This is a genomic window from Haloarchaeobius marinus, assembly GCF_051207415.1.
In the GTDB taxonomy this organism is placed as follows: domain Archaea; phylum Halobacteriota; class Halobacteria; order Halobacteriales; family Natrialbaceae; genus Haloarchaeobius.
The window spans coordinates 759,565-778,153 of sequence record NZ_JBPKGD010000002.1; the positions used below are offsets into that span (position 1 = coordinate 759,565).

General features: G+C 64.7%; 14 protein-coding genes and 1 tRNA gene. 10 read left to right on the forward strand and 5 right to left on the reverse strand.

What is annotated here, in order from left to right:
* The first annotated feature begins 359 nt into the window (after window positions 1–359).
* On the forward strand, window positions 360–1,217 hold the full coding sequence (locus ACSC1W_RS09865; protein WP_435347098.1) for a twin-arginine translocation signal domain-containing protein: 858 nt from the start codon (window positions 360–362) through the stop codon (window positions 1,215–1,217).
* Between the two features lie 569 nt (window positions 1,218–1,786).
* Window positions 1,787–2,491, forward strand: coding sequence for a phosphoglycolate phosphatase (locus ACSC1W_RS09870; protein ID WP_435347100.1), 705 nt, complete (start codon window positions 1,787–1,789; stop codon window positions 2,489–2,491).
* Here the strand turns inward: ACSC1W_RS09870 and ACSC1W_RS09875 are convergent.
* Window positions 2,451–2,651 (reverse strand): VNG_1110C family protein, encoded by a 201-nt coding sequence (locus tag ACSC1W_RS09875; RefSeq protein ID WP_435347102.1) that lies wholly within the window; start codon window positions 2,649–2,651, stop codon window positions 2,451–2,453. The two genes, ACSC1W_RS09870 and ACSC1W_RS09875, sit on opposite strands and share 41 nt — an antisense overlap.
* Before the next feature lie 215 nt (window positions 2,652–2,866).
* Between ACSC1W_RS09875 and ACSC1W_RS09880 the strand changes: the two genes are divergently transcribed.
* The 6 genes from ACSC1W_RS09880 to ACSC1W_RS09905 all read left to right on the forward strand — a co-directional run bounded on the left by ACSC1W_RS09880 (window position 2,867) and on the right by ACSC1W_RS09905 (window position 10,887).
* On the forward strand, window positions 2,867–3,979 hold the full coding sequence (locus ACSC1W_RS09880; RefSeq protein WP_435347104.1) for an OBG GTPase family GTP-binding protein: 1,113 nt from the start codon (window positions 2,867–2,869) through the stop codon (window positions 3,977–3,979).
* Window positions 3,979–4,437 (forward strand): TIGR04206 family protein, encoded by a 459-nt coding sequence (locus tag ACSC1W_RS09885; RefSeq protein WP_435347106.1) that lies wholly within the window; start codon window positions 3,979–3,981, stop codon window positions 4,435–4,437. Before ACSC1W_RS09880 ends, ACSC1W_RS09885 begins: the two co-directional genes overlap by 1 nt.
* 83 nt (window positions 4,438–4,520) lie before the next feature.
* Window positions 4,521–5,657 carry a hypothetical protein gene (locus ACSC1W_RS09890; RefSeq protein ID WP_435347108.1) on the forward strand — a complete coding sequence of 379 codons (1,137 nt, stop codon included), beginning with the start codon at window positions 4,521–4,523 and terminating at the stop codon, window positions 5,655–5,657.
* A gap of 144 nt (window positions 5,658–5,801) precedes the next feature.
* Complete coding sequence (locus tag ACSC1W_RS09895) at window positions 5,802–6,560, forward strand: VOC family protein (RefSeq protein WP_435347110.1); 759 nt, start codon at window positions 5,802–5,804, stop codon at window positions 6,558–6,560.
* Window positions 6,561–6,771: 211 nt separating this feature from the next.
* Entirely contained in the window at window positions 6,772–8,169 is a 1,398-nt protein-coding gene (locus ACSC1W_RS09900; protein WP_435347111.1) for a DUF7827 domain-containing protein, read from the forward strand.
* Window positions 8,170–8,562: 393 nt separating this feature from the next.
* Window positions 8,563–10,887 (forward strand): DUF7827 domain-containing protein, encoded by a 2,325-nt coding sequence (locus tag ACSC1W_RS09905; RefSeq protein ID WP_435347113.1) that lies wholly within the window; start codon window positions 8,563–8,565, stop codon window positions 10,885–10,887.
* A gap of 114 nt (window positions 10,888–11,001) precedes the next feature.
* Here ACSC1W_RS09905 and dph5 read toward each other — a convergent pair whose 3' ends face one another.
* The gene (dph5, locus tag ACSC1W_RS09910; protein WP_435347115.1) at window positions 11,002–11,799 is read right to left on the reverse strand and encodes a diphthine synthase; all 798 of its coding nucleotides are present in this window, start codon (window positions 11,797–11,799) and stop codon (window positions 11,002–11,004) included.
* A gap of 124 nt (window positions 11,800–11,923) precedes the next feature.
* On the opposite strand from dph5, the gene ACSC1W_RS09915 reads away from it, so the two are divergent.
* Both ACSC1W_RS09915 and ACSC1W_RS09920 read left to right on the forward strand, forming a co-directional pair.
* Window positions 11,924–12,907, forward strand: a complete 984-nt coding sequence (locus tag ACSC1W_RS09915; RefSeq protein ID WP_435347117.1) for a class I SAM-dependent methyltransferase — start codon at window positions 11,924–11,926, stop codon at window positions 12,905–12,907.
* Window positions 12,908–12,968: 61 nt separating this feature from the next.
* Window positions 12,969–13,043: transfer RNA gene (locus tag ACSC1W_RS09920), tRNA-Thr, on the forward strand.
* A 417-nt stretch (window positions 13,044–13,460) separates the two neighbouring features.
* Here the strand turns inward: ACSC1W_RS09920 and ACSC1W_RS09925 are convergent.
* The 3 genes from ACSC1W_RS09925 to ACSC1W_RS09935 all read right to left on the reverse strand — a co-directional run bounded on the left by ACSC1W_RS09925 (window position 13,461) and on the right by ACSC1W_RS09935 (window position 18,403).
* Window positions 13,461–14,690, reverse strand: a complete 1,230-nt coding sequence (locus ACSC1W_RS09925) for a pyridoxamine 5'-phosphate oxidase family protein (RefSeq protein WP_435347118.1) — start codon at window positions 14,688–14,690, stop codon at window positions 13,461–13,463.
* Complete coding sequence (locus tag ACSC1W_RS09930; RefSeq protein ID WP_435347120.1) at window positions 14,680–15,294, reverse strand: heme NO-binding domain-containing protein; 615 nt, start codon at window positions 15,292–15,294, stop codon at window positions 14,680–14,682. The genes ACSC1W_RS09925 and ACSC1W_RS09930 overlap by 11 nt, the downstream gene beginning before the upstream one ends.
* A 370-nt stretch (window positions 15,295–15,664) precedes the next feature.
* Window positions 15,665–18,403, reverse strand: a complete 2,739-nt coding sequence (locus tag ACSC1W_RS09935) for a PAS domain S-box protein (RefSeq protein ID WP_435347122.1) — start codon at window positions 18,401–18,403, stop codon at window positions 15,665–15,667.
* Window positions 18,404–18,589 lie beyond the last annotated feature (186 nt).

The following is an 18,589-nucleotide window of genomic DNA, read 5'->3' on the forward strand; positions in this document are numbered from 1 at the left end:
AACGCGACGAATGATAGAACCGGCGTGGACCCAGTTGTGGGCCCCTTTCAGCGACCGTTTGACACCGAACTTTTCCAAGTTCCAAGATGGCGTTCGAAAGTGATTACCCCGGAAGATGTAGTCGAATACCGAACACGATCAACTGATGCGGTGTCTGCTCTCATTCTACAAGTCCGAATCCGATCCAGCCGCTACGAACACCGAGGCGGGCGATTTTCGCCAAATGTCAGCTGAAACTCACCTCGCCTCATCCTTCAGCCTTAACTAAACACGACATACAATACAGTCGTTAGATTTATATCTCCACTACTTAATTTACCTACGCGGATAAAAACAACAATCCTGAAATGAATCGAGATATGCCTCACGGTCGACGTGCGTTCCTGAAGAAGGCCTCCGCTGGAATCGGCGCAGCGACGGTTGGATTGCACACCCTTGCAGACCCAGCCGCCGCAGCGGGCTCCCCAGGCGACAGCTGGGAACGTTACTCGGAGTCAGTGTACTACAATGGAGGAATCGACACGAATGACTTACTGTATCACCACGACTTCCAGGTAAACTTCCTGGACAGCTACCAGAATAGTCCTGACTACTCCCACCTGATCTTTGAACTGTTCGGGACGGGGGCAGAGCGCCAGCGCCAAGACACTGGTGACCACTGGGTCTCCTACTCCATGGATATCGTTGAGGAGATCGGATTCTCGGTGAATTCGCCCAACTACGGGGTGACCGTCTTTCAGGATGAATCGCAAGAGGAGCAGATGTCTGCATCAGCAATTCCCAAAGACGAAGCATACACCACGAACGAGCTTCTCGCAGACGCTGCGCTCTCCCTCGCGACCGGTGGCGTCGGGAGCATGGTTGCAAGGAAGGTGGCTGTGCAAGGCGTCAAGAAGTTCGCTACCAAGAAGGCCATTCAGGAAGCCTCCAAGGAGATTGTGAACTGGCTAGTTGATGAATACAAGCAGACGACGCCCAAAGACGATCTCGAAGAGACCTGGACGAACCAGGATGTGTTCGATATGCTCACTCCGAGGGAGCGGCACACACAGTCATATTACACGCAGTTCACGGTGAAAGTGCCAGCCTCCTACGATACTATCGACTTGAATCTCGATAGCTTCGCCCAGTTCACTACGGATTTGAGCGGTGGTTATCGGGAAGATTGTTCTGTAAGTCTCCAGCTCAATGTCCCGGGTAGTTCTAACATCCTGTAAGTAGCACCGTGGGGGCCTGACAGCGGTTTTTGGAGCCCCCTTGATTGAGGAGTACGATCGGAATCGGTGGCTTGCCCCAGACGCACCCGGAGCATCACTAATCGCCTATAGGTTCGACGGCTGGACCACGGCGAAAATGGCAGACGATGCTCGCCACGATGGCCCCCTCGTTCGATAGACCCCTGTGATTATTCTACGAGAGGAGCTTCGAGTACGGGTTCGGAATTACGATGGGCAGCCACAGGATGACGAAGCGGACGAGTCGGGCGTCTCGAACGGTGTATAGGAACCATTCACCACGAACAGTCCGACACCGAGTGCGACGACCCATGCCGCACACGCGCTCGCTATGCAGCACAGGCCCAGAACCAGTTCACTGGCTGAGGATTTCGACAGAGCCACGTCGACGGGTCTCGCGTATCTCCAGCCATCACCTGGCATCGGACCCGACCGGTCACCGGCCCGGCGAGCGCGACGCCCGACCCTCTGGGGTCTCCTCTGGGTGTGGCCAGCCCCTGGGCCGGAGTCGAGAGCGTAGCAGATTTACAGCCGTCGCCCCGAGGAAGGGTATGACCGACGTGCCCCCGCTGGTGCTGGACATCGACGGGACGTTGACCCGGCCGGAGGGAGGTATCGACCCGCGAGCGTGCGAGCCCATCCGGTCGTGGCCCGAACCCGTGGTCCTGGCGACGGGCAAGGCGTTCCCGTACCCGGTCGCGCTCTGTACGTTCATCGGCATCGAGGAGCGCGTCATCGCAGAGAACGGGGGTATCGCACACGTCGACGACGAGGTGCTGGTCCACGGCGACCGGGAACTCACGACCAGCGCCGTCGAGGAGTTCCTCGACGCCGGTGGCGACCTCGGCTGGGGGCAGGTCGACCTCGTGAACCGCTGGCGCGAGACGGAGGTGGCGGTCAGACTGGACGCCGACGAGGCGTTGCTCAGGGACGTCGCCGGGAGACACGGCCTCGAGGTCGTCGACACCGGGTACGCCTTCCACCTCAAACAGCCGGACATGTCGAAGGGGCTGATGCTCGAACGGGTCGCCGACCGCCTGGGCTACGACCCCGCGGCGTTCGTGGCCATCGGCGACTCGGAGAACGACGTCTCGACGTTCGAACGCGTCGGGCGGAGTTACGCGCCGGCCAACGCCGACGAGCGAGCGCGGGCGGCCGCGGACGTTGTCCTCGACGGCGAACACGCCGACGGGACGCTGGCGGCACTGGAGCGCATCAGCGCATCGGGACGCCCTGACGGGCCAGGTAGTTACTGACGCGCTTTATCTCGACGGGGCTCCCGACGAGACGGCAGGTCTCGCCCTCGTCGAGGATGGAGAGCGTGAACTCGTCGTCGAGCTGCTGTCGCAACTCCGCTGCCGTCCCCTCGGGGAGGACGATCTGCGTGCTGTCGCGGAGCTGGGACGGGGCCGGCATCGGTCGTCTCCACGATTCCTGTGGGTGGATAAGAACGTGTCGAAACTCATACGAAAATTACTTGTACGATGGTCGAGCCGCCGCCGTGTAGTGTGGAATCGACCCGCGCGGCAGCGACGGTCGACACCGGCGCTGGCGACTCCCATGCGGCGGTTCCGGTCCGCCGTCGGCGGGAGTGGACAGGTTTTTCGGTGCCGACGGCTCAGGTGAGTACGATGGGGCTGGAAGAGGAGATCGAGGCGATCGAGGAGGAGATAGCCGACACGCCCTACAACAAGTCGACTGAGGCCCACATCGGCCGGCTGAAGTCGAAACTCGCCCAGAAGAAAGAGAAGCTCGAGGCCCAGCAGTCCGGCGGGAGCGGCGGCGGTGGCTACGCCGTCGAGAAGACGGGCGACGCGACCGTCGCACTCGTCGGGTTCCCCAGCGTCGGCAAGTCGACGCTCCTGAACGCGCTGACCAACGCCGAGAGCGAGACGGGCGCCTACGAGTTCACGACGCTGAACGTCAACCCGGGGATGCTGAAGTACAACGGCGCGAACATCCAGTTGCTCGACGTCCCCGGCCTCATCGAGGGTGCGGCCGGCGGTCGCGGTGGCGGGAAGGAGGTGCTCTCGGTCATCCGGAGCGCCGACCTGCTCGTCTTCCTGCTCTCCGTGTTCGAGATCGACCAGTACGACCGTCTCTCGACGGAACTGTACAACAACAAGATCCGCGTCGACGAGACGCCGCCCCGGGTGACCATCCGGAAGAAGATCAAAGACGGCATCAAGGTCACGTCGACGGTCGACCAGGACCTCGACGAGACGACCATCACGGACGTCCTGCGCGAACACGGGTACGTGAACGCCGACCTGAACCTCGGCGAGAAGGTGGACATCGACCGTCTCATCGACGGCATCATGGACAACCGCGAGTACATCCCCTCCATCGTCGCGGTCAACAAGGCCGACCTCATCGAGGCCGACTACAAGGAGACGGTCGACGAACAGCTCCGGGAGCGCGGCATCGACCCCGAGGAGGCGACGTTCATCTCGGCCGAGAAGGAGCGTGGACTGGACGCGCTGAAAGAGCGCCTCTGGGACGAACTCGGGCTCATCCGCGTGTACATGGACAAGCCCGACCGGGGCGTCGACTGGGAGGAACCGCTCGTCGTCGAGCAGGGCTCGACCATCGAGGACGCGCTGTCGAAACTCGGCGGCGACTTCGAGCGGCGGTTCCGGTTCGCCCGGGTCCGCGGCCCGAGCGCGAAACACGACGGCCAGCAGGTCGGCGAGGACCACGTGCTCGAGGACGAGGACGTGCTGAAGCTGATTCTCCGGAAGTGATGGGCGACCGGCGGAACCCCGACGCGACCGCGACCCGCAGACTTCTGGCACTGGTCGTCGTCGCGCTGAGTCCGTTCGCGCTCGTCCGGTCGAACGGGGTCGTGACCGCCGTGTTCCCGGCGGCGCTGGTCGACTTCGACCCGCCCGGGGCGACGTTGCTGACCGACTACCTGTTCCGGTACACGGCGGGGTTCTTCGGGTTGCCGCCGTTCCTGCAGGCGTGGCCGCTGGCCACCCTCGCACTGGCCGGGGCGCTCGCCAGCGCTGCCGTCGGCGCGCGGTGGGGCGTCGAGGACGTGCGCGTGACCGGTGGACTGCTCCTGTTGAGCGCGCTGTCCAGCCTCCGCCTGGTCGTGGGCATCCTCTCGCGGCCGGGCCAGACAGCCGTTCCGGTCGCCGCCGTCGTCGCCGTCGTGGTGCTGTGGTGGTACTACTGGCCGCTGGTCGGATTCGAGTAGATGCAGACTGGAAGCTGATTTTTTAGTACCACTCCACGGTGGATTCCTCTGCCTATTTCAAACACCGAGTGGGATGTTAACGCATGTCATTAGTGGGCACTCTCCCACTGTTCAAGCCAGGCGCTACCGGCCGGAATACGATTGTCGCAGTTCTGTACGTCGTTCTTGCGTTCATCTTGTTACCGATTCTGATATTGATTTTCCCGTTTGCCTTGTTGGCGCTGATCGGGACCAATTACAAGGGATTCGGCGACCGGGTGGCCGATTCGCCACTCGGCGTGGTTCCCGGTATCAGCAGTGGTGGATGGACTGCAGGTATCATCGTATTTGTAATTATCTTCATTGCGTACGCGGGACTGGGTGCAATCTTACCTGGGGACGATTCCACAGGGGCACCCGATGCAGACGTGAACGGTCCTGCTGAAGGACCCGTCGACGACGGTGAAATCGCTGCCCAAACCGATGACGTGGCAGACACATCGACGGAGATCGTGACCAGTGCTGGTCAAACCGATACTGGCCCAACGGACAACGGCGGAGACCCAACTGCCAGCGCGACAGCGAGGGTCTCCCAGACGATTGCCAACACCAACACACCGGTACAAACCGTAGCACCGACGACGGTGTCCCCGACCCAAACAGCGACGGCTGAACCGTCGCAGGTCGAGGAGTACGAGCCGCAGTCATTCGAGGGAAGCGGCTCGCGTGTCGAGTCAGGGATCACCATCGAAGGTGGTCTCGTCGTCGTTGAACTCACCCACGACGGTGACAGTAATTTCCAGGCCCGATTGATTCGAGGTGGGACTGAGGTGGAATACTTGACCAACGCTATCGGCGCGTACGACGGTGAGGTCGCCATCTACGCCCCAAGTGGTGAATATCAACTCGAAATCAGGGCTGACGGTGACTGGACTGCTACAGTCCGTCAGCCCCGCTTCACTGATGCTGATGTTCGTCCTGCAACCGGTGTCACCGCGGAGGGGAGCCAACACGGTTGGATCGGTCCACTGTCTTTCGAAGGGGGAGAGGTCGTGAGCGTCCAGGTCGAAGGCGATGGCCACCTCGCAGTCTGGCTCACGGACCATCAAGGCTCAAAGGTTGCCCTGCTCGCAAACGACATCGCACCGTACGAGAGCGAAACGGTTGTCACTCAGTCTGGAATCGGATTGCTGGTCATCGAAACCGACAGCAACGACTGGCGGATCGAAATCAGAAGATGATGGCCACCCCAACAACTTCTCTGTGCTAGCCTTTTTTGCGTTCACTGGATTTCAGGTGCGGTTTCAGATTTGGTCAGAGAGTGGATACGCGTCCGAACTACCGAATCCAATACTCGTATCTGTTCCCTCTTCGTATTCCTGTCCATGCACGCGACGCTCGACCACACGATGATGCGCGTCGAAGACCTGGACGCCGCCCTCGACTGGTACGGCAGCCACCTCGACTACGAGGAGAAGGGGCGCTGGGAGGCCGACACGTTCACCAACGTGTTCCTCGGTCCCGAGGATGTCCACGACGAGGGCGCGCTGCTCGAACTCACCTACAACCACGACGGGCGGAGCTACACGATGGGCGACGCCTGGGGCCACATCGCCGTGCGCGTCGAGGACGTCTACGACGCCTACGAGGAACTGATGGACGAGGGCGTCGAGGACTACCGCGACCCCGACTCCTGTGGCGGGTCGTACGCGTTCGTCCGCGACCCTGACGGCCACGAGATCGAACTGGTCGAACGCGACCACGGCGCGCCGTTCAGCATCGACCACACGATGCTCCGCGTCGAGGACGCCGACGAGGCCATCGGCTGGTGGACGCGGAAACTGGAGTACGATCTCTTCCGGCGTTCTGAGTTCGACGACTTCGCGCTCTACTTCCTCAAGCCCGAGGACGCCGCCGAGGAGGCGATGAGCGTCGAACTCACCTACAACTACGACGGCCGGAGCTACGAGATCGGCGACGCCTGGGGCCACGTGGCCGTCGAGGTCGACGACCTGCAGGGCGACTGGGAGACGCTCCTCGAACGCGGCGCCGAGGACTACCGGGACCCCGAGTCCTGCGACAACCGCTACGCGTTCACGAAGACCTGCGACGGCCACCAGGTCGAACTGGTCACGTCCGACTGAGTCGGCGGCACGTCCTCCGGTCGTCGCCGTTCCCGGTGACGGGGTGTCACCGTCGCGTTTCTCGTCGACGATTCGATGTGGTGAGCGACGACGCTCGTTCGGTAGTGATGGCGAACACTCATATCAGCTGGCCAGAAACGGGTGCCCGACGTGCCGCCCGGCTGGTCCCCGCGTGCGAGCGCGGGCCAGCGCACGCGTTAGATGAAAATACATGACGACGACACGCCCTGCCCACCTGCTCGTACCGCTACTCCTGACCGTCTCGCTCCTCGCCGGTGTGGGCGCGTTCGCCGACGGTGCGAACGCGTCCGGTCCCGAATCCACGCTCTCGGCGGACGACGGTGAATCGTCTCTCGACCTCGAACCCCCGGACGCCGACGCCGAGATAACGCCCGGAGCGGGGTACTGGCTCGGCCAGACGCTCTGGACGGACGCCTTCGACCCCGGCGACCGGGTCGTCCTCGAGGCGCGCGACGGGGACGCCTGGTCGTTCGTGTCGAACCAGTCCGTCGCGGACTCCGGCGACCTCGCCCTCCCCACCGATGGCCTCAACGTCGGCACGTACCGGCTCCGGTCGGCGTCCGGTGCTGAATTGCAGTTCGAGTTGCGCGAGCAGCGGTTGTCCCTCGACGTGGAAGAACCGTACGTCAGCGTCGACCCCGACACCAAACCGGAGGTCCAGTTCCGACTCGAATCGAACCGCGCCGAGTACGACCTCGTCGTCGTGCTGGAGGCGGCCACGCCGTCGCAGACCGCGTCCGTATTCGGTGTCGAGGGTGACGCCTACGACGCCGACGGCGACGGGAACGCGACTGAACCCGCGGACGGACTCGTCATCACGAGCCGGACGTTCGGAACGAACTCGTCGATCACCGGGAACATCTCGGGTCGGCTCGACATCGAACCTGGGTCGTACAACGTCACGTTCCTCGTCGCCGACGCTACTGCAGACGCGACCCAGGAGATACGCGTATATCACATCGATCCAGGGTACGCCAACTTCGACCGAACCCTCTACACCGCGGACCCTGGCGACACCGTGAACGTGACGCTCGACTTCGTGGCGATCAGCGAGGCAGTGGTCACCGTCGCTCCTCGGGACGAAGACTACATCGCAGCCGTCGTCGTCGTCGACGAGGACGAGGACGGGGAGGCCACACTGCGGATCGACACGGGTGCGCTGGCTGGTAACGCTACCGAGGGTACCCAGTCGTCCGATGCCGACCCGACGTTCACGGTGACCGGTGCGGACAGCATCGAGATACTGGAGAACGGGACGGATTCACTGAACGGGACCGATTCCCTCTCGGCCATCAGGGGTGACTATACACTCCGTGTCTCGCGTGGTAGCGACCCGACCAACCCAGCAACGTCTATTTCGACGCTCCGAATCGGGTCCTCGAACGCAACCGACTCGACTGGGACGACCGGCGCGGCCCCCGACCCGACCACGACGCCCACACAGGTCCCAGGAACTGGACGCGACACGACCGCGACCCCGACTGACACCAGCACCGGGCCTCCCGACGGTGGTCTCCCCGGCTTCGGGACCGGAGTCGCGCTCCTCGCTGTGGCCCTGACGCTGCTCGTCGGACTGCGGGACCTGTGACTGGTCAGTAAGATCGACAAACTCTCGTCTCCTGGCCTCGATTCGAGACAGATACCGGAACGAACGGCCGACAACGTTTTTACTGTCGAACTGCGTCGTTGCACGCGATTTCGACGGGAACGCTCGAAACGAGACCGTCTCTGACAGCCGTTCCTTTAAGTGCTTTGTGGAGGAATCTGCAGCGGTACCGACTGGTCGCAAACCCGTAGATATCCGGTCAGAGACTGTGTGGTAAACGGTGACAATAACGCACCTCACCACAAAGCATTTATAACAATGGTCCATCGGTTGCAGGTGTACCCCTACCCATGGTGACAGTACTGATTACGGGTCGCATGCTTCCCACAGGCACGATTCGAAAAGGTGCTTGAACCAACCGAAACTACAATAACTATGACAGATACGAAAACGAAAGTTCGTGGCCTCTTCCTGGCTGCGCTGATGGTAACGTCGGTCTTCGCCGGCGTCGTCGCGTTCTCGGGAAGTGTTGCTGCGGCCGACCCTGCGGACTACGATGCAACGATTACCGAGGGTTCCGGATACTGGTCCGGCCAGACCCTCGCTGATGTAGACGATAGTAGATTCGACGAGAACGACAACGTCGTTCTCGAAATGAACGACGGCGGCAACTGGGAGTTCCAGACGTACGTCGACGTTGATGCCGATGGCGACATCGTCATTGAAACGTCCGACTACTCCACTGGTGACTACCGCCTTCGGTCTGAGGAGACCGATGGTGCGACGGTCAACTTCACGCTGCGTACGCAGACTGTGAACGTGGCCGCCGACCCGGCGAACGTCAGCAACGCTGAGGACGTCTCGTCCGACACGACGTTCGCTGTCGAGTCGAACCGTCCCGACTGGGACGTCGACATCTCCAGCGACGACCTCTCCCCGAGCGAAATCGCGGGCATCGTCGACGCGGGAGACCTCACCGCTAACGAATACAGTGACTCGTACACCATCGAGGAACTCGACACCAGCACGGCTCTCGACGCTAGCTTCGCCAACATTGACGAGGGCACCTACGACATCACCTTCACGGCCAACGACACGGGTATCTCGACGACCGCGACGGTCAACGTGTCGGACTCCGGCTCCGTGACGGCTAACTTCGGTCAGAACCTCTACCAGGAGCAGATCGGCGACATCGCGTACGTCACCGTCAACCTCCAGGGTGGAGCCCAGAACGCCGTCGTCCACTTCGGTAGTGACGATGCTGGCTACGAGGCCAACGTCTCCGTCACGGACAACAACGACGACGACCAGGTCACCATCGCAGTGAACACGTTCGCGATGGGTGACGACAGCGGTAACGCGTACGGACCCGTCGAAGGCAGCGATGACGGAGTCACTATCGTGGACGAGGATTCCCTCTCGGGCCTCATCGACGACGGTGGCTACAACATGGAAGTCGCTCCCGGAAGCACGGCCGGTACGTCTCCCACCGGTGTCGGTACGCTCGACATCGGTCCCCGATCCACTGACTCGCTGAACGTCTGGACCGCGCCCAGCGGTACGGACTTCTCGGAGGCGAACGCGACGACCGTCGCGACCGCCGTCGAGGATGGCGTCATCACGGACGACGACTCCATCGCCAGCGGTGACTACCTCATCCACGAACTCGAGGCATCCGGTCTGTCCGGTGCACTCGCAACCAGCGACTTCTTCGCGCTCGCTGGCGGCGAAGATCCTGCAATCTCGCTGCAGGTCGTGCAGCAGAACCCCGCCCGGAACCGCGACCCGAAGGTCGTGAACCTGGACAGTACCAACACCGACGTCATCGTCGGTGACGACGTCTACTACCTCGTGACCGACACGACCGGTCTGCAGGCCACCCGTACCGCCCCCGACGGCACGCCGGGCGACGTCGTTGACGTCGAAGCTGGCGACGAATACGAGGCCAACTTCACGGTTCTTGCTGACGGCCTCGCGGACGACGAGGGCACCACGGCTTCGTTCAACGTTGAGGGCCGCACCGGTACGATCGACCCGATCTCGGTCTCGTCCGCAGAGGGCCAGACCATCAGCGGTACCGCGACGATGGCCGCTGGCACGGAAGTGAGCCTGCGCATCAACGGCGAGGACGAGGGTGTCGCCTTCCTCAAGCCCGCCACCGCGACGGTTCAGGAAGACGGCACGTGGGCCGCTGAGGTCGACTTCAGCGACATCTCCACGGAGAGCACGTTCACCGTCACGGCGCGTGAGACTGGCGGCGAGCAGTTCGACACTGCAGAGGGCAGTGTCGGTGGCGCAGCCCTGCTCGAGGTCTCGCAGCTCGACGCACCCGGTACCGTCACGCAGGGCGAGTCCGTGACCGTCACCGCGACGGTCTCGAACAACGGCGGTGCAGAGGGCACCGCGACCGCTACGTTCACCTTCGACGGTGACGAGGTCGACTCCCAGGAAGTGACGGTCGCTCCCGGCGAGTCCACCACCGTCGAATTCAGCGTCACTGCTGACGTCGCTCCGGGCACCTACACGCACGGTGTCTCGGTCGGCGACTCCGAGGAGACCGCTCAGCTGACGGTCGAAGGCGAGGGCACGACGACGGAAGCTCCGACGGACGCACCGACGGACGCACCGACGGACGCACCGACGGACGCGCCGACGGACACGCCGACGGACGAGCCTGAGGGTCAGCCCGGGTTCGGCATCGGTGTCGCACTCGTCGCACTCCTCGGCGCTGCGCTCCTCGCAGTCCGCCGTCAGAACTGAACGCTAACTAACCGAACTTCGGTTCGGTCTTTCCGCACTTCACTTTCTTTCGGACGCCACACCACGTAGCGACAGCTCCGTGGGGCGACGCCGAACGGAGAACTGAATGCTGGACTACGCGTCGAGCGCGTCGGCCGGTGCTCCGGCGAGGTCGCGCAGCGCGTCGGCCTCGAGGACGTGCAGGTCGCCGGGGACGACGAGCAGGTGGAGCGGGTCGCCGAACTCCTGCTCGGCGAGGGCGGCGAGCCGGTCTGCAACGACGAGGGGGTCCGGACTGCCGGCGCGGGCGACCACGACGCCCAGCGCGTCGGGGTAGTAGTCCGCGAGCAGGCCGGCCGCGTAGTCGGCGGTCATGTACTCCTCGTGCTCGGGGTCCTCGCCCTCGGGTCCACGGCCGACCTTGATGTCGAGGTAGACGACGGTGTGCAGTCCCAGGTCGCGGTTCGTGTCGATGGTCTCGCGGACGCTCTCGGGGACGTCGTCGCCGCCGTGGGCGTACTCGAACGGCAGGGTCGTCGCCTTGCCGAAGCGGTAGTTCTGCAGGCCGGTCAGCGAACTCGTCGCGGTCTGTGCCGTCGTCCCGTGGACGACCTGCGTCTCGATGCCGCGGTCGTGTGCCCGCAGGCGCAGGTCGACGTGCGTCGTCGAGATCATCGTGTCGCCGGCGGTGAGGAAGGCGACGTCGTCGGTCTCGGCGGCGTCGAGGATGTCGTCCGGGTGCTGTTCGACGCCCGCCCGGTCGCGGACCTCGATGTCCACGCCGTGGTACGCCTCGACGTCCTCGATGGACGCGCCGACGAGTCTGCTCGTGTACAGTTCCGCGTAGGCGGCGTCGGCCGCCTGGAGCGCCTCGGCCCCCTCGATGGTTATCGAGCGCTCGTCGTAGAGGCCGAGTCCGATGAAGGTGAGCATACCCTGACTCACGTGCCCGGAGATAAGAAGGGCGTGTTCACGGGCGGGAACGGTGCATCGCCGTCGCCGGTGCCGGCGGCGGAGAAACGTCAGGGTTAGAACGCCCGCGTGGCTTGCACGTAGCATGGACGTCCCCTGCGTGCGCGTCGACCAGTCGGCGGGCGAGGCGACGCGACGGGAACTCGCCGAGGCCGGCCTGCTCGACGACGAGTACGCCATCACCGGCGACGACGGCTGGCTCTACCTCCCCGTCACCGACGCCGACGCGGTCCCCGCTGGGTACGACGTGGTCACCCACGACGCCCCACCGCGGCGGACCCCGACCACCCCTGCCGACCTGCTCGGCTACGAACCGAGCTACGAGCGACTGGGCGACGTGGCCATCCTCGACGAGGCGGACCCCGACCGCGCCCGGGAGATCGCCGAGGCCATCGTCGCCTCCGACCTGCCCGTCGAGACGGTGGTCGACCGCGCCTCGAAGATCCGGGGCGACCTCCGGGTGCGCGACTGGAACGTCCTCGTCGGCGAGGAGACCGAGACCGTCCACCGCGAGTACGGCTCCGAGTTCGCACTCGACCTCGCGACGGTCTACTTCTCGCCACGGCTGGCGACCGAGCGCCACCGCGTCGTCGAGCAGGTCCAGTCCGGCGAGCACGTCTTCGACATGTTCGCCGGCGTCGGCCCGTTCGCCATCCCCGCCGCGAAGCGCGGTGCGACCGTCGTCGCCGTCGACCTCAACGAGGACGCCGTCGCGTACCTGCGCGAGAACGCGCGTCGCAACGGCGTCGAGGACCGCGTGACCGCCATCCAGGGCGACGTCCGCGACGTCGGGCACGACTACGGGGACTGGGCGGACCGCATCGTGATGAACCTCCCCCACAGCGCCGACGAGTTCCTCGACACCGCCGTCGCCATCGCCGGCGACGACTGCGTTCTCCACTACTACGACATCCAGCACGAGGACGACCGCTTCGGCCCCGGCGAGCGCGCCATCCGGGCCGCCGCCGAACCCGAGTACGAGGTGACCGTCGAGACCCGCCGGACCGTCCGCTCGTACGCCCCGCACGAGTACAACGTCTGCCTCGACGTTCGCCTGACGAGACGGTGACGACCGGGCCGATTCGCAACCCTTATTGTACTCATGCGTCAACGAGAGAATGCGCGAGAGCGCCGGTGTAGCTCAGACTGGCTAGAGCGATTCCTTCGTAAGGAATAGGCCGAGGGTTCAAATCCCCCCACCGGCTCTTACCAATTCCCTTCCAATCCCACGCCCGTTCTGGCGTGGGACTCCCACACTCCCAGCGAGCCGGCTCGCAGATGTACCATATTGACACGATAGACACTTCTACGACCACCGTGGGCTGCCAGCGGAGTGTTCCGGCGTGACCGCCGACGCAACCCTCCTTGACGAGCGATAAACGTTCGTTGTCGGTGCTCTTCGAGCACGTTCCTCAATGACTTGGCGGTCGACGGGGACTGGAATCCGACGTCCACCTACCACGGCGCATTCCGTCAATGACCGTTCTGTGGACGGCGCTACCGAGTCCAGGGTGGGTTCCGGAGATCGTGTGAGAGGACGTTCGCGAGGCGTTCGAGTCGCTGATTCTTCTCTTCGAGGGCAACGGTAGCCAGGGATGGGTCCGGTTCCCCTCCTTCTGCCGTCAGTCGGTGAAATAGCCGCTCCGCTTCGCCTCGACGTCGTCGGTCCCCCACGGTGGGTCGAACTCTTCGACGACGAGTTCCGGTAGCGGCGGGTTCTCGACGAGGTCGACCGACAGGACGTCGAGGACGACCCACGTCTTCGTCCGGTCGACGTCCGTCAGGTCTTCAGCGCCGTCGACGTCGTCCATTAGCGACACGGTCCCGCTGACCTCCAGGACCACCTCCGTCGACCACCAGTCGACGAACAGGAGCGTTGCCTGTGGGCGCTCCAGCATGTTCCCCAGCGAGGCGTGGACGCCGTTACCCCGGTACTCCGGCCACGCCAGCGTCGTCTCGTCGAGGACCTGCACGAACCCGGCGGGGCCGATGCGGGGCGAAAGGTCGGTCTCGCCCGCGTCGTCGGCCGTGGCGAGGAACGCCTGCAGCCTCGACCCGATGAACCGTTGGGCGGCCTCCGGAAAGTGGGTATACGATTTCTGGACAGGGTCCCTCACCCCCCGGGCCGGCGTCTGCTGCGTCACCGAGAGCAGCGGGACGTGCTTCGCGCAGTGAACGTACGCTTCCTCAGCTGTTGTGATGAACGCCTGGAGCCTCGACCCGACGAACCGTTGGGCGGCCTCCGGTAAGAGGGTGTACGGTTCCTGGACAGGGTCCCTCACCGCCCGGACCGGCGTCTGCTGCGTCACCGAGAGCCGCGGGATGTGCTTCGCGCAGTGAATGTACGCCTCCTCGACCGACAGGACGATCCAATCGACCCCCGGGAGTTGATTGCCATCACCGTCTTCGACGGAATCGACACGGTCGGCAACGCCGTTGACGTGGAGACCGACCGTCGAGTCCCACCAGTCGACGGTCACCAGCGACAGCCACCGCTGGTCCTCCGGGCCGTCGAACGACGGACCCGAACCGATAATCGTGTCTGCGGGCCAGGCGACGGTTTCGGAATCGAGCACGTGTACCATGCCTGGAGCGTCGATGATAGGTGTGGCCCGCGGCTGGTCCTCGTCGAGCCAGCCGACCACCCCAATCCACCGGTCGGTGAGGAAATCCGTCATTCGGTCGGTGAGCGCTGCCTGCATCGCCTCCTCGTAGAAGTTCTCAGCGCGGGCGGTCGTCTCGAAACGCTCCTGGAGTTCGTGTTCGCCGTCGCTGCCTGGCAGGTCGCTCCGGTCGCGGTCCCGGGCATCTTCCAGTTCCCCGTCGGTCGAGGGGACGTCCTCACTGCTCATGGGTGGGTGTATCCCCGCCGTCGACGCGGGCGCGCTGGCTGGTGATGGCGTCGACCTCCTCGGTCGCCCCAGTGACGACAAACTTACATGATGGGGCTCCATCGTGCATGCACTGGCGTTCCTCCACGTCGAGGGATTCGTCGTAGTGCTCGCCGATGCCCTGGACGAGCCCCATCGCAACGTCACACAGCTGACGGTCCGAATCGTAGTCGACGACGACGGTTCCAGCGTCGATCCGGCGGGCGTCGATGCCCGGCGGATCGAACGTGGAGATGTTCTTCGAGCGCAACGCCTGGTGGATGTACCGTTCGACGTTCTCGATGAGGTCCAGCCCCGTCCAGTCCTCGTCGACGTGGACGCCGTAGGTCTGGACGAGCTGGGGCACGACGAATCGTCCGAACGCTCGCAGGAGGTCTGCGGGCTCCTCACCGGAGAGATCGACGGCAGCCTCGACGAGCGCGAAGACGTGTTCGTCGGGGTACTCCGTGACCGGGACGTACAACCGCCGCTCGATGTCGGCCGCCTCGCAGATCTGGTTCCACGTCTGCTGGTCGTAGGTGTCGACGACGAAGTCCTTCAGTCCCTTGAGTATGATTCCGTGCATGGTTTGTGTGTCTCGGTGGAGGACGTGAGTGCGACAGTTCGGGTCCCGGTTCGGGTGGCCGGGGAGGTAGAGGCCGAGACCGAAGTCGTATGGAAAGGGGGCAGGGCTCCTGCCCCTGGCTCCTCCCACCCCTGGGTGCCAGACGGTTGAACCGTGCGGGCTTCGGTAACGCTTCAGTGCAGACGCTCCTGTCGAGCGTCCTCCCATCGCTTCCCGGGGCGCCGGTCCGGGTTGCCGACCGCCTCGCTCCAACCGCATCGCTACGTTGACCTATCAGTAGCCTGTATCTGCTCGCTAACTGTTTAGATAGCGAGCAGGAAGCCAGTTGGTCTCGAACGGGCGACCACTCCCGCGACGCCGGGCTGTTTCACTACGTAGACGGGTCCGTCGGCCGACCCAGCACCGACGTCAGGAGCGACCGCTGGGCGGTCCGGAGGTGCCGGTGGAAGGTCGGCGCCGAGACGCCCAGCGACTCGGCGACGGCCTCGCCGGTGGTGTCTCGCGGCCACTCGAAGAACCCGGCGTACAGCGCCGCCTCGAGCGCGGTATGCTGTCGGTCGGTCAGATCCTCATCCAGCAGCTGGTCGAGGGGTTTGTGCGGGGGCTCCGTCCGCGTCTCCTGCCGCCGGGCAACCAGGTCGACGTCCGGGTACGCCTCCTGTATCGCGTCGACGACACGCCGGGCATCCACGGTCGGCGGCAGGTGGACGGTCATGTCGTAGTCACCCTCCTCCACACGTGCCCGCTTCACGTCACCCCCGTTGTCGGCGAGTATCGAGAGCACGGGTGGTTCCGACAGCGGGAGTTCGAATCTGCCGCTCCCGTCGTCGAGCATCGACGGCTCCCTCCAGTGTGGCAATGCCTCCGCGAGGCTAGTCAGCGTGTCCCACCCGCCGTCGGTGACCGTCCCGTAGACGAGGTACGTTCCGTCGCTCACCGGTACCACCTGGCCCAACGTTATCGTCCCCGACGGGTCGATGTCGACGTCGAGTGCCCCGAAGAGGTCTGCCACGTGGAACTGGAGTTCGACGACCTCGTCGCTCATCAGCGCCTGCTTGCGCTCGATGCTCGCGATGGCGTGGCCGACGACCTCGCCGAGCTGGCCGATCACCGCCTGCTCCTCGGCGGCGAAGGCGTGCGATCGGGGCGCGTAGACGTTCAGCACCCCGTACGTCGTGTCCTCGTGGACGATGGGGATCGCCGCCGAGGACCGAAACCCGTGCTCGCGGGCCTGGTCGCGCCACTCCGCGTAGTCGGGGTCCTCGCGGACGTCCCGGCTGACCCGCATCTCCCCCGTCCGGACGGCCCGACCGGTCGGCCCCCGGCCACGGGTGTCGTCCGCCGAGGTAGTAATCGTCACGTCGTCGAGGTACGAGCCGGTTGCGGCCTCTGCGCGGACCTCGATCGACTCGCCGTCCGCCTCGAGACCGCCGATCCACGCGAACTCGTAGGAGGCCGCCTCGGCGAGCCGCTCGCAGACCAGCCGCTCGACCTCCTCGCGGGTGGACTGCTCGATCACCGCCTCGGTGATGCCCCTGACGACGCCGTTCAGGTCGTCGAGCGCCTCCAGCTCTTGGCGGCGGCGCTGCAGTCGGCGCTCGCGCTCGCGGCGGCCGATGGCGGTCGCCAGAACGTTCGCGACGGCCTGCACGAAGCTGGCGTCCTGCGGGGTGAACTGCCGGCCGGCGTCGTCGTGGACGCCCAGGATGCCCCACGGGTCGTCGGGCGAGCCGATGACGACGCTGACGCCGCTCTCGACGCCGTGGTCGGTCAGCAACGGGGACCCCGAGAACCGCGTTTCCGTGGCGAGGTCGTCCACGATGACCGGCGACTCGGTCTGGAGCGTGTACCCCGCCTGGGAGTTCTCGGCGGCGGTCACCGTCGCCGTCCCGACGACGCCGTCGTCGAATCCGACGCCCTCTCGGAGCAGCAGTTCGTCCGCGTAGGGCCGGAGCTCCAGGACCTTGCACAGAGCGCCGTCGAAGGTCTCGGCGACGAGGTGGGTGGCTTCGCTCATCAGGTCGTCGAGGTCGGGGGTTGCCAGCGCCTGCTGGCCGAGTTCGGCGACGACCTCCTGCTGGCTGACTCGCGCGGCGAGTTCCTCTTCGCGGCGCTTGCGCTCGGTGACGTCACGGGTATAGACGACGATGCCGCCGATGTCGGGGTCGTCCAGGAGGTTCCTGCCGAGCGCCTCGAGGACGACCCACGAGCCGTTGCTGTGGCGGAACCGGAACTCGATCTTCGGCTCGTAGGTCGGGTCCTCCACCATCGCGACGAACTCGTCCATCGCGTCCTCGCGGTCGTCCGGGTGAATGTACTCGAAGCCGTTCTCGCCGAGCAGTTCCGTCTTGTCGTACCCGAGCACGTTCGACACCGACGGCGAGACGTACTGGTAGGTACCGTCCTCGTCGACGACGACGTTGACGTCCGTCGACTCCTCGAAAAGCGTCTCGTAGCGCTCGAGTTCCCGCTCGCGTTCCCTGCGCTCGCTGACGTCCCGGACGACGCCGACCTTCCACGGTCGCTCGTCCCCCTCCGTGGGGAGGGCTGTGAACTTGCTCTCGGCGCGGAGGGTGCTGCCGTCCGCCCGCTGGATGTCGGCCTCGATGGTGGCACTGCTCCCCTCGCCTGCAGCAATCTCCTCGACGCGCTCGAGAGACGCCCGGGAGACGTCCTCGTCGACGACGAGGGTCGCCGGCGACCCCAGGAGTTCCGCCCGGTCGTACCCGGTCATCTCGACGTAGGCGTCGTTCACCAGGACGAACCGGAACTCGTCGTCGAGGACGTACACACCGTCCTGAACGGTCTCGACGATGCGCTCGTAGTGCGCGAGGGCACGCTCGCGACGGTCGGAGACGTCGTCCGGAGTCCGGTCTCTGGAGGCCGGGGTCGTCGCGCCGGGCGGTTGCCACCACACTCGGCCACGGGCGCCGACCTCCTTCGTTTCGAGGTGGTCGCAGTCTACCAGTCGTTCGAGTCGGTCGTAGGTGCCGCGCCGCCCCACGTCGAGTTGATCGGTCACCTCGCTCGTGGTCAGCGGCGCGCCGTCCGGGGCGTCCTCGAACACCGCGAGGGTCTCCCCGAGCAGGCCCGAAAGTGAGTCGGTCATGTCCGCCCGGTGACCTTCCAGGGTAATAAGTTGCTCCGTCAACGGAACCGTCGTCGAGTAGAGTCGCTGGGGTTCGTCCAAGAACGACGGGTCCGCGACGACTGGTTCTGGGACGGCCAGTACCGTATCTACATCCAGTACGGCTTCCCCCGGGGAACTGGCACGTTCAGGACTGCTCGATGCCGA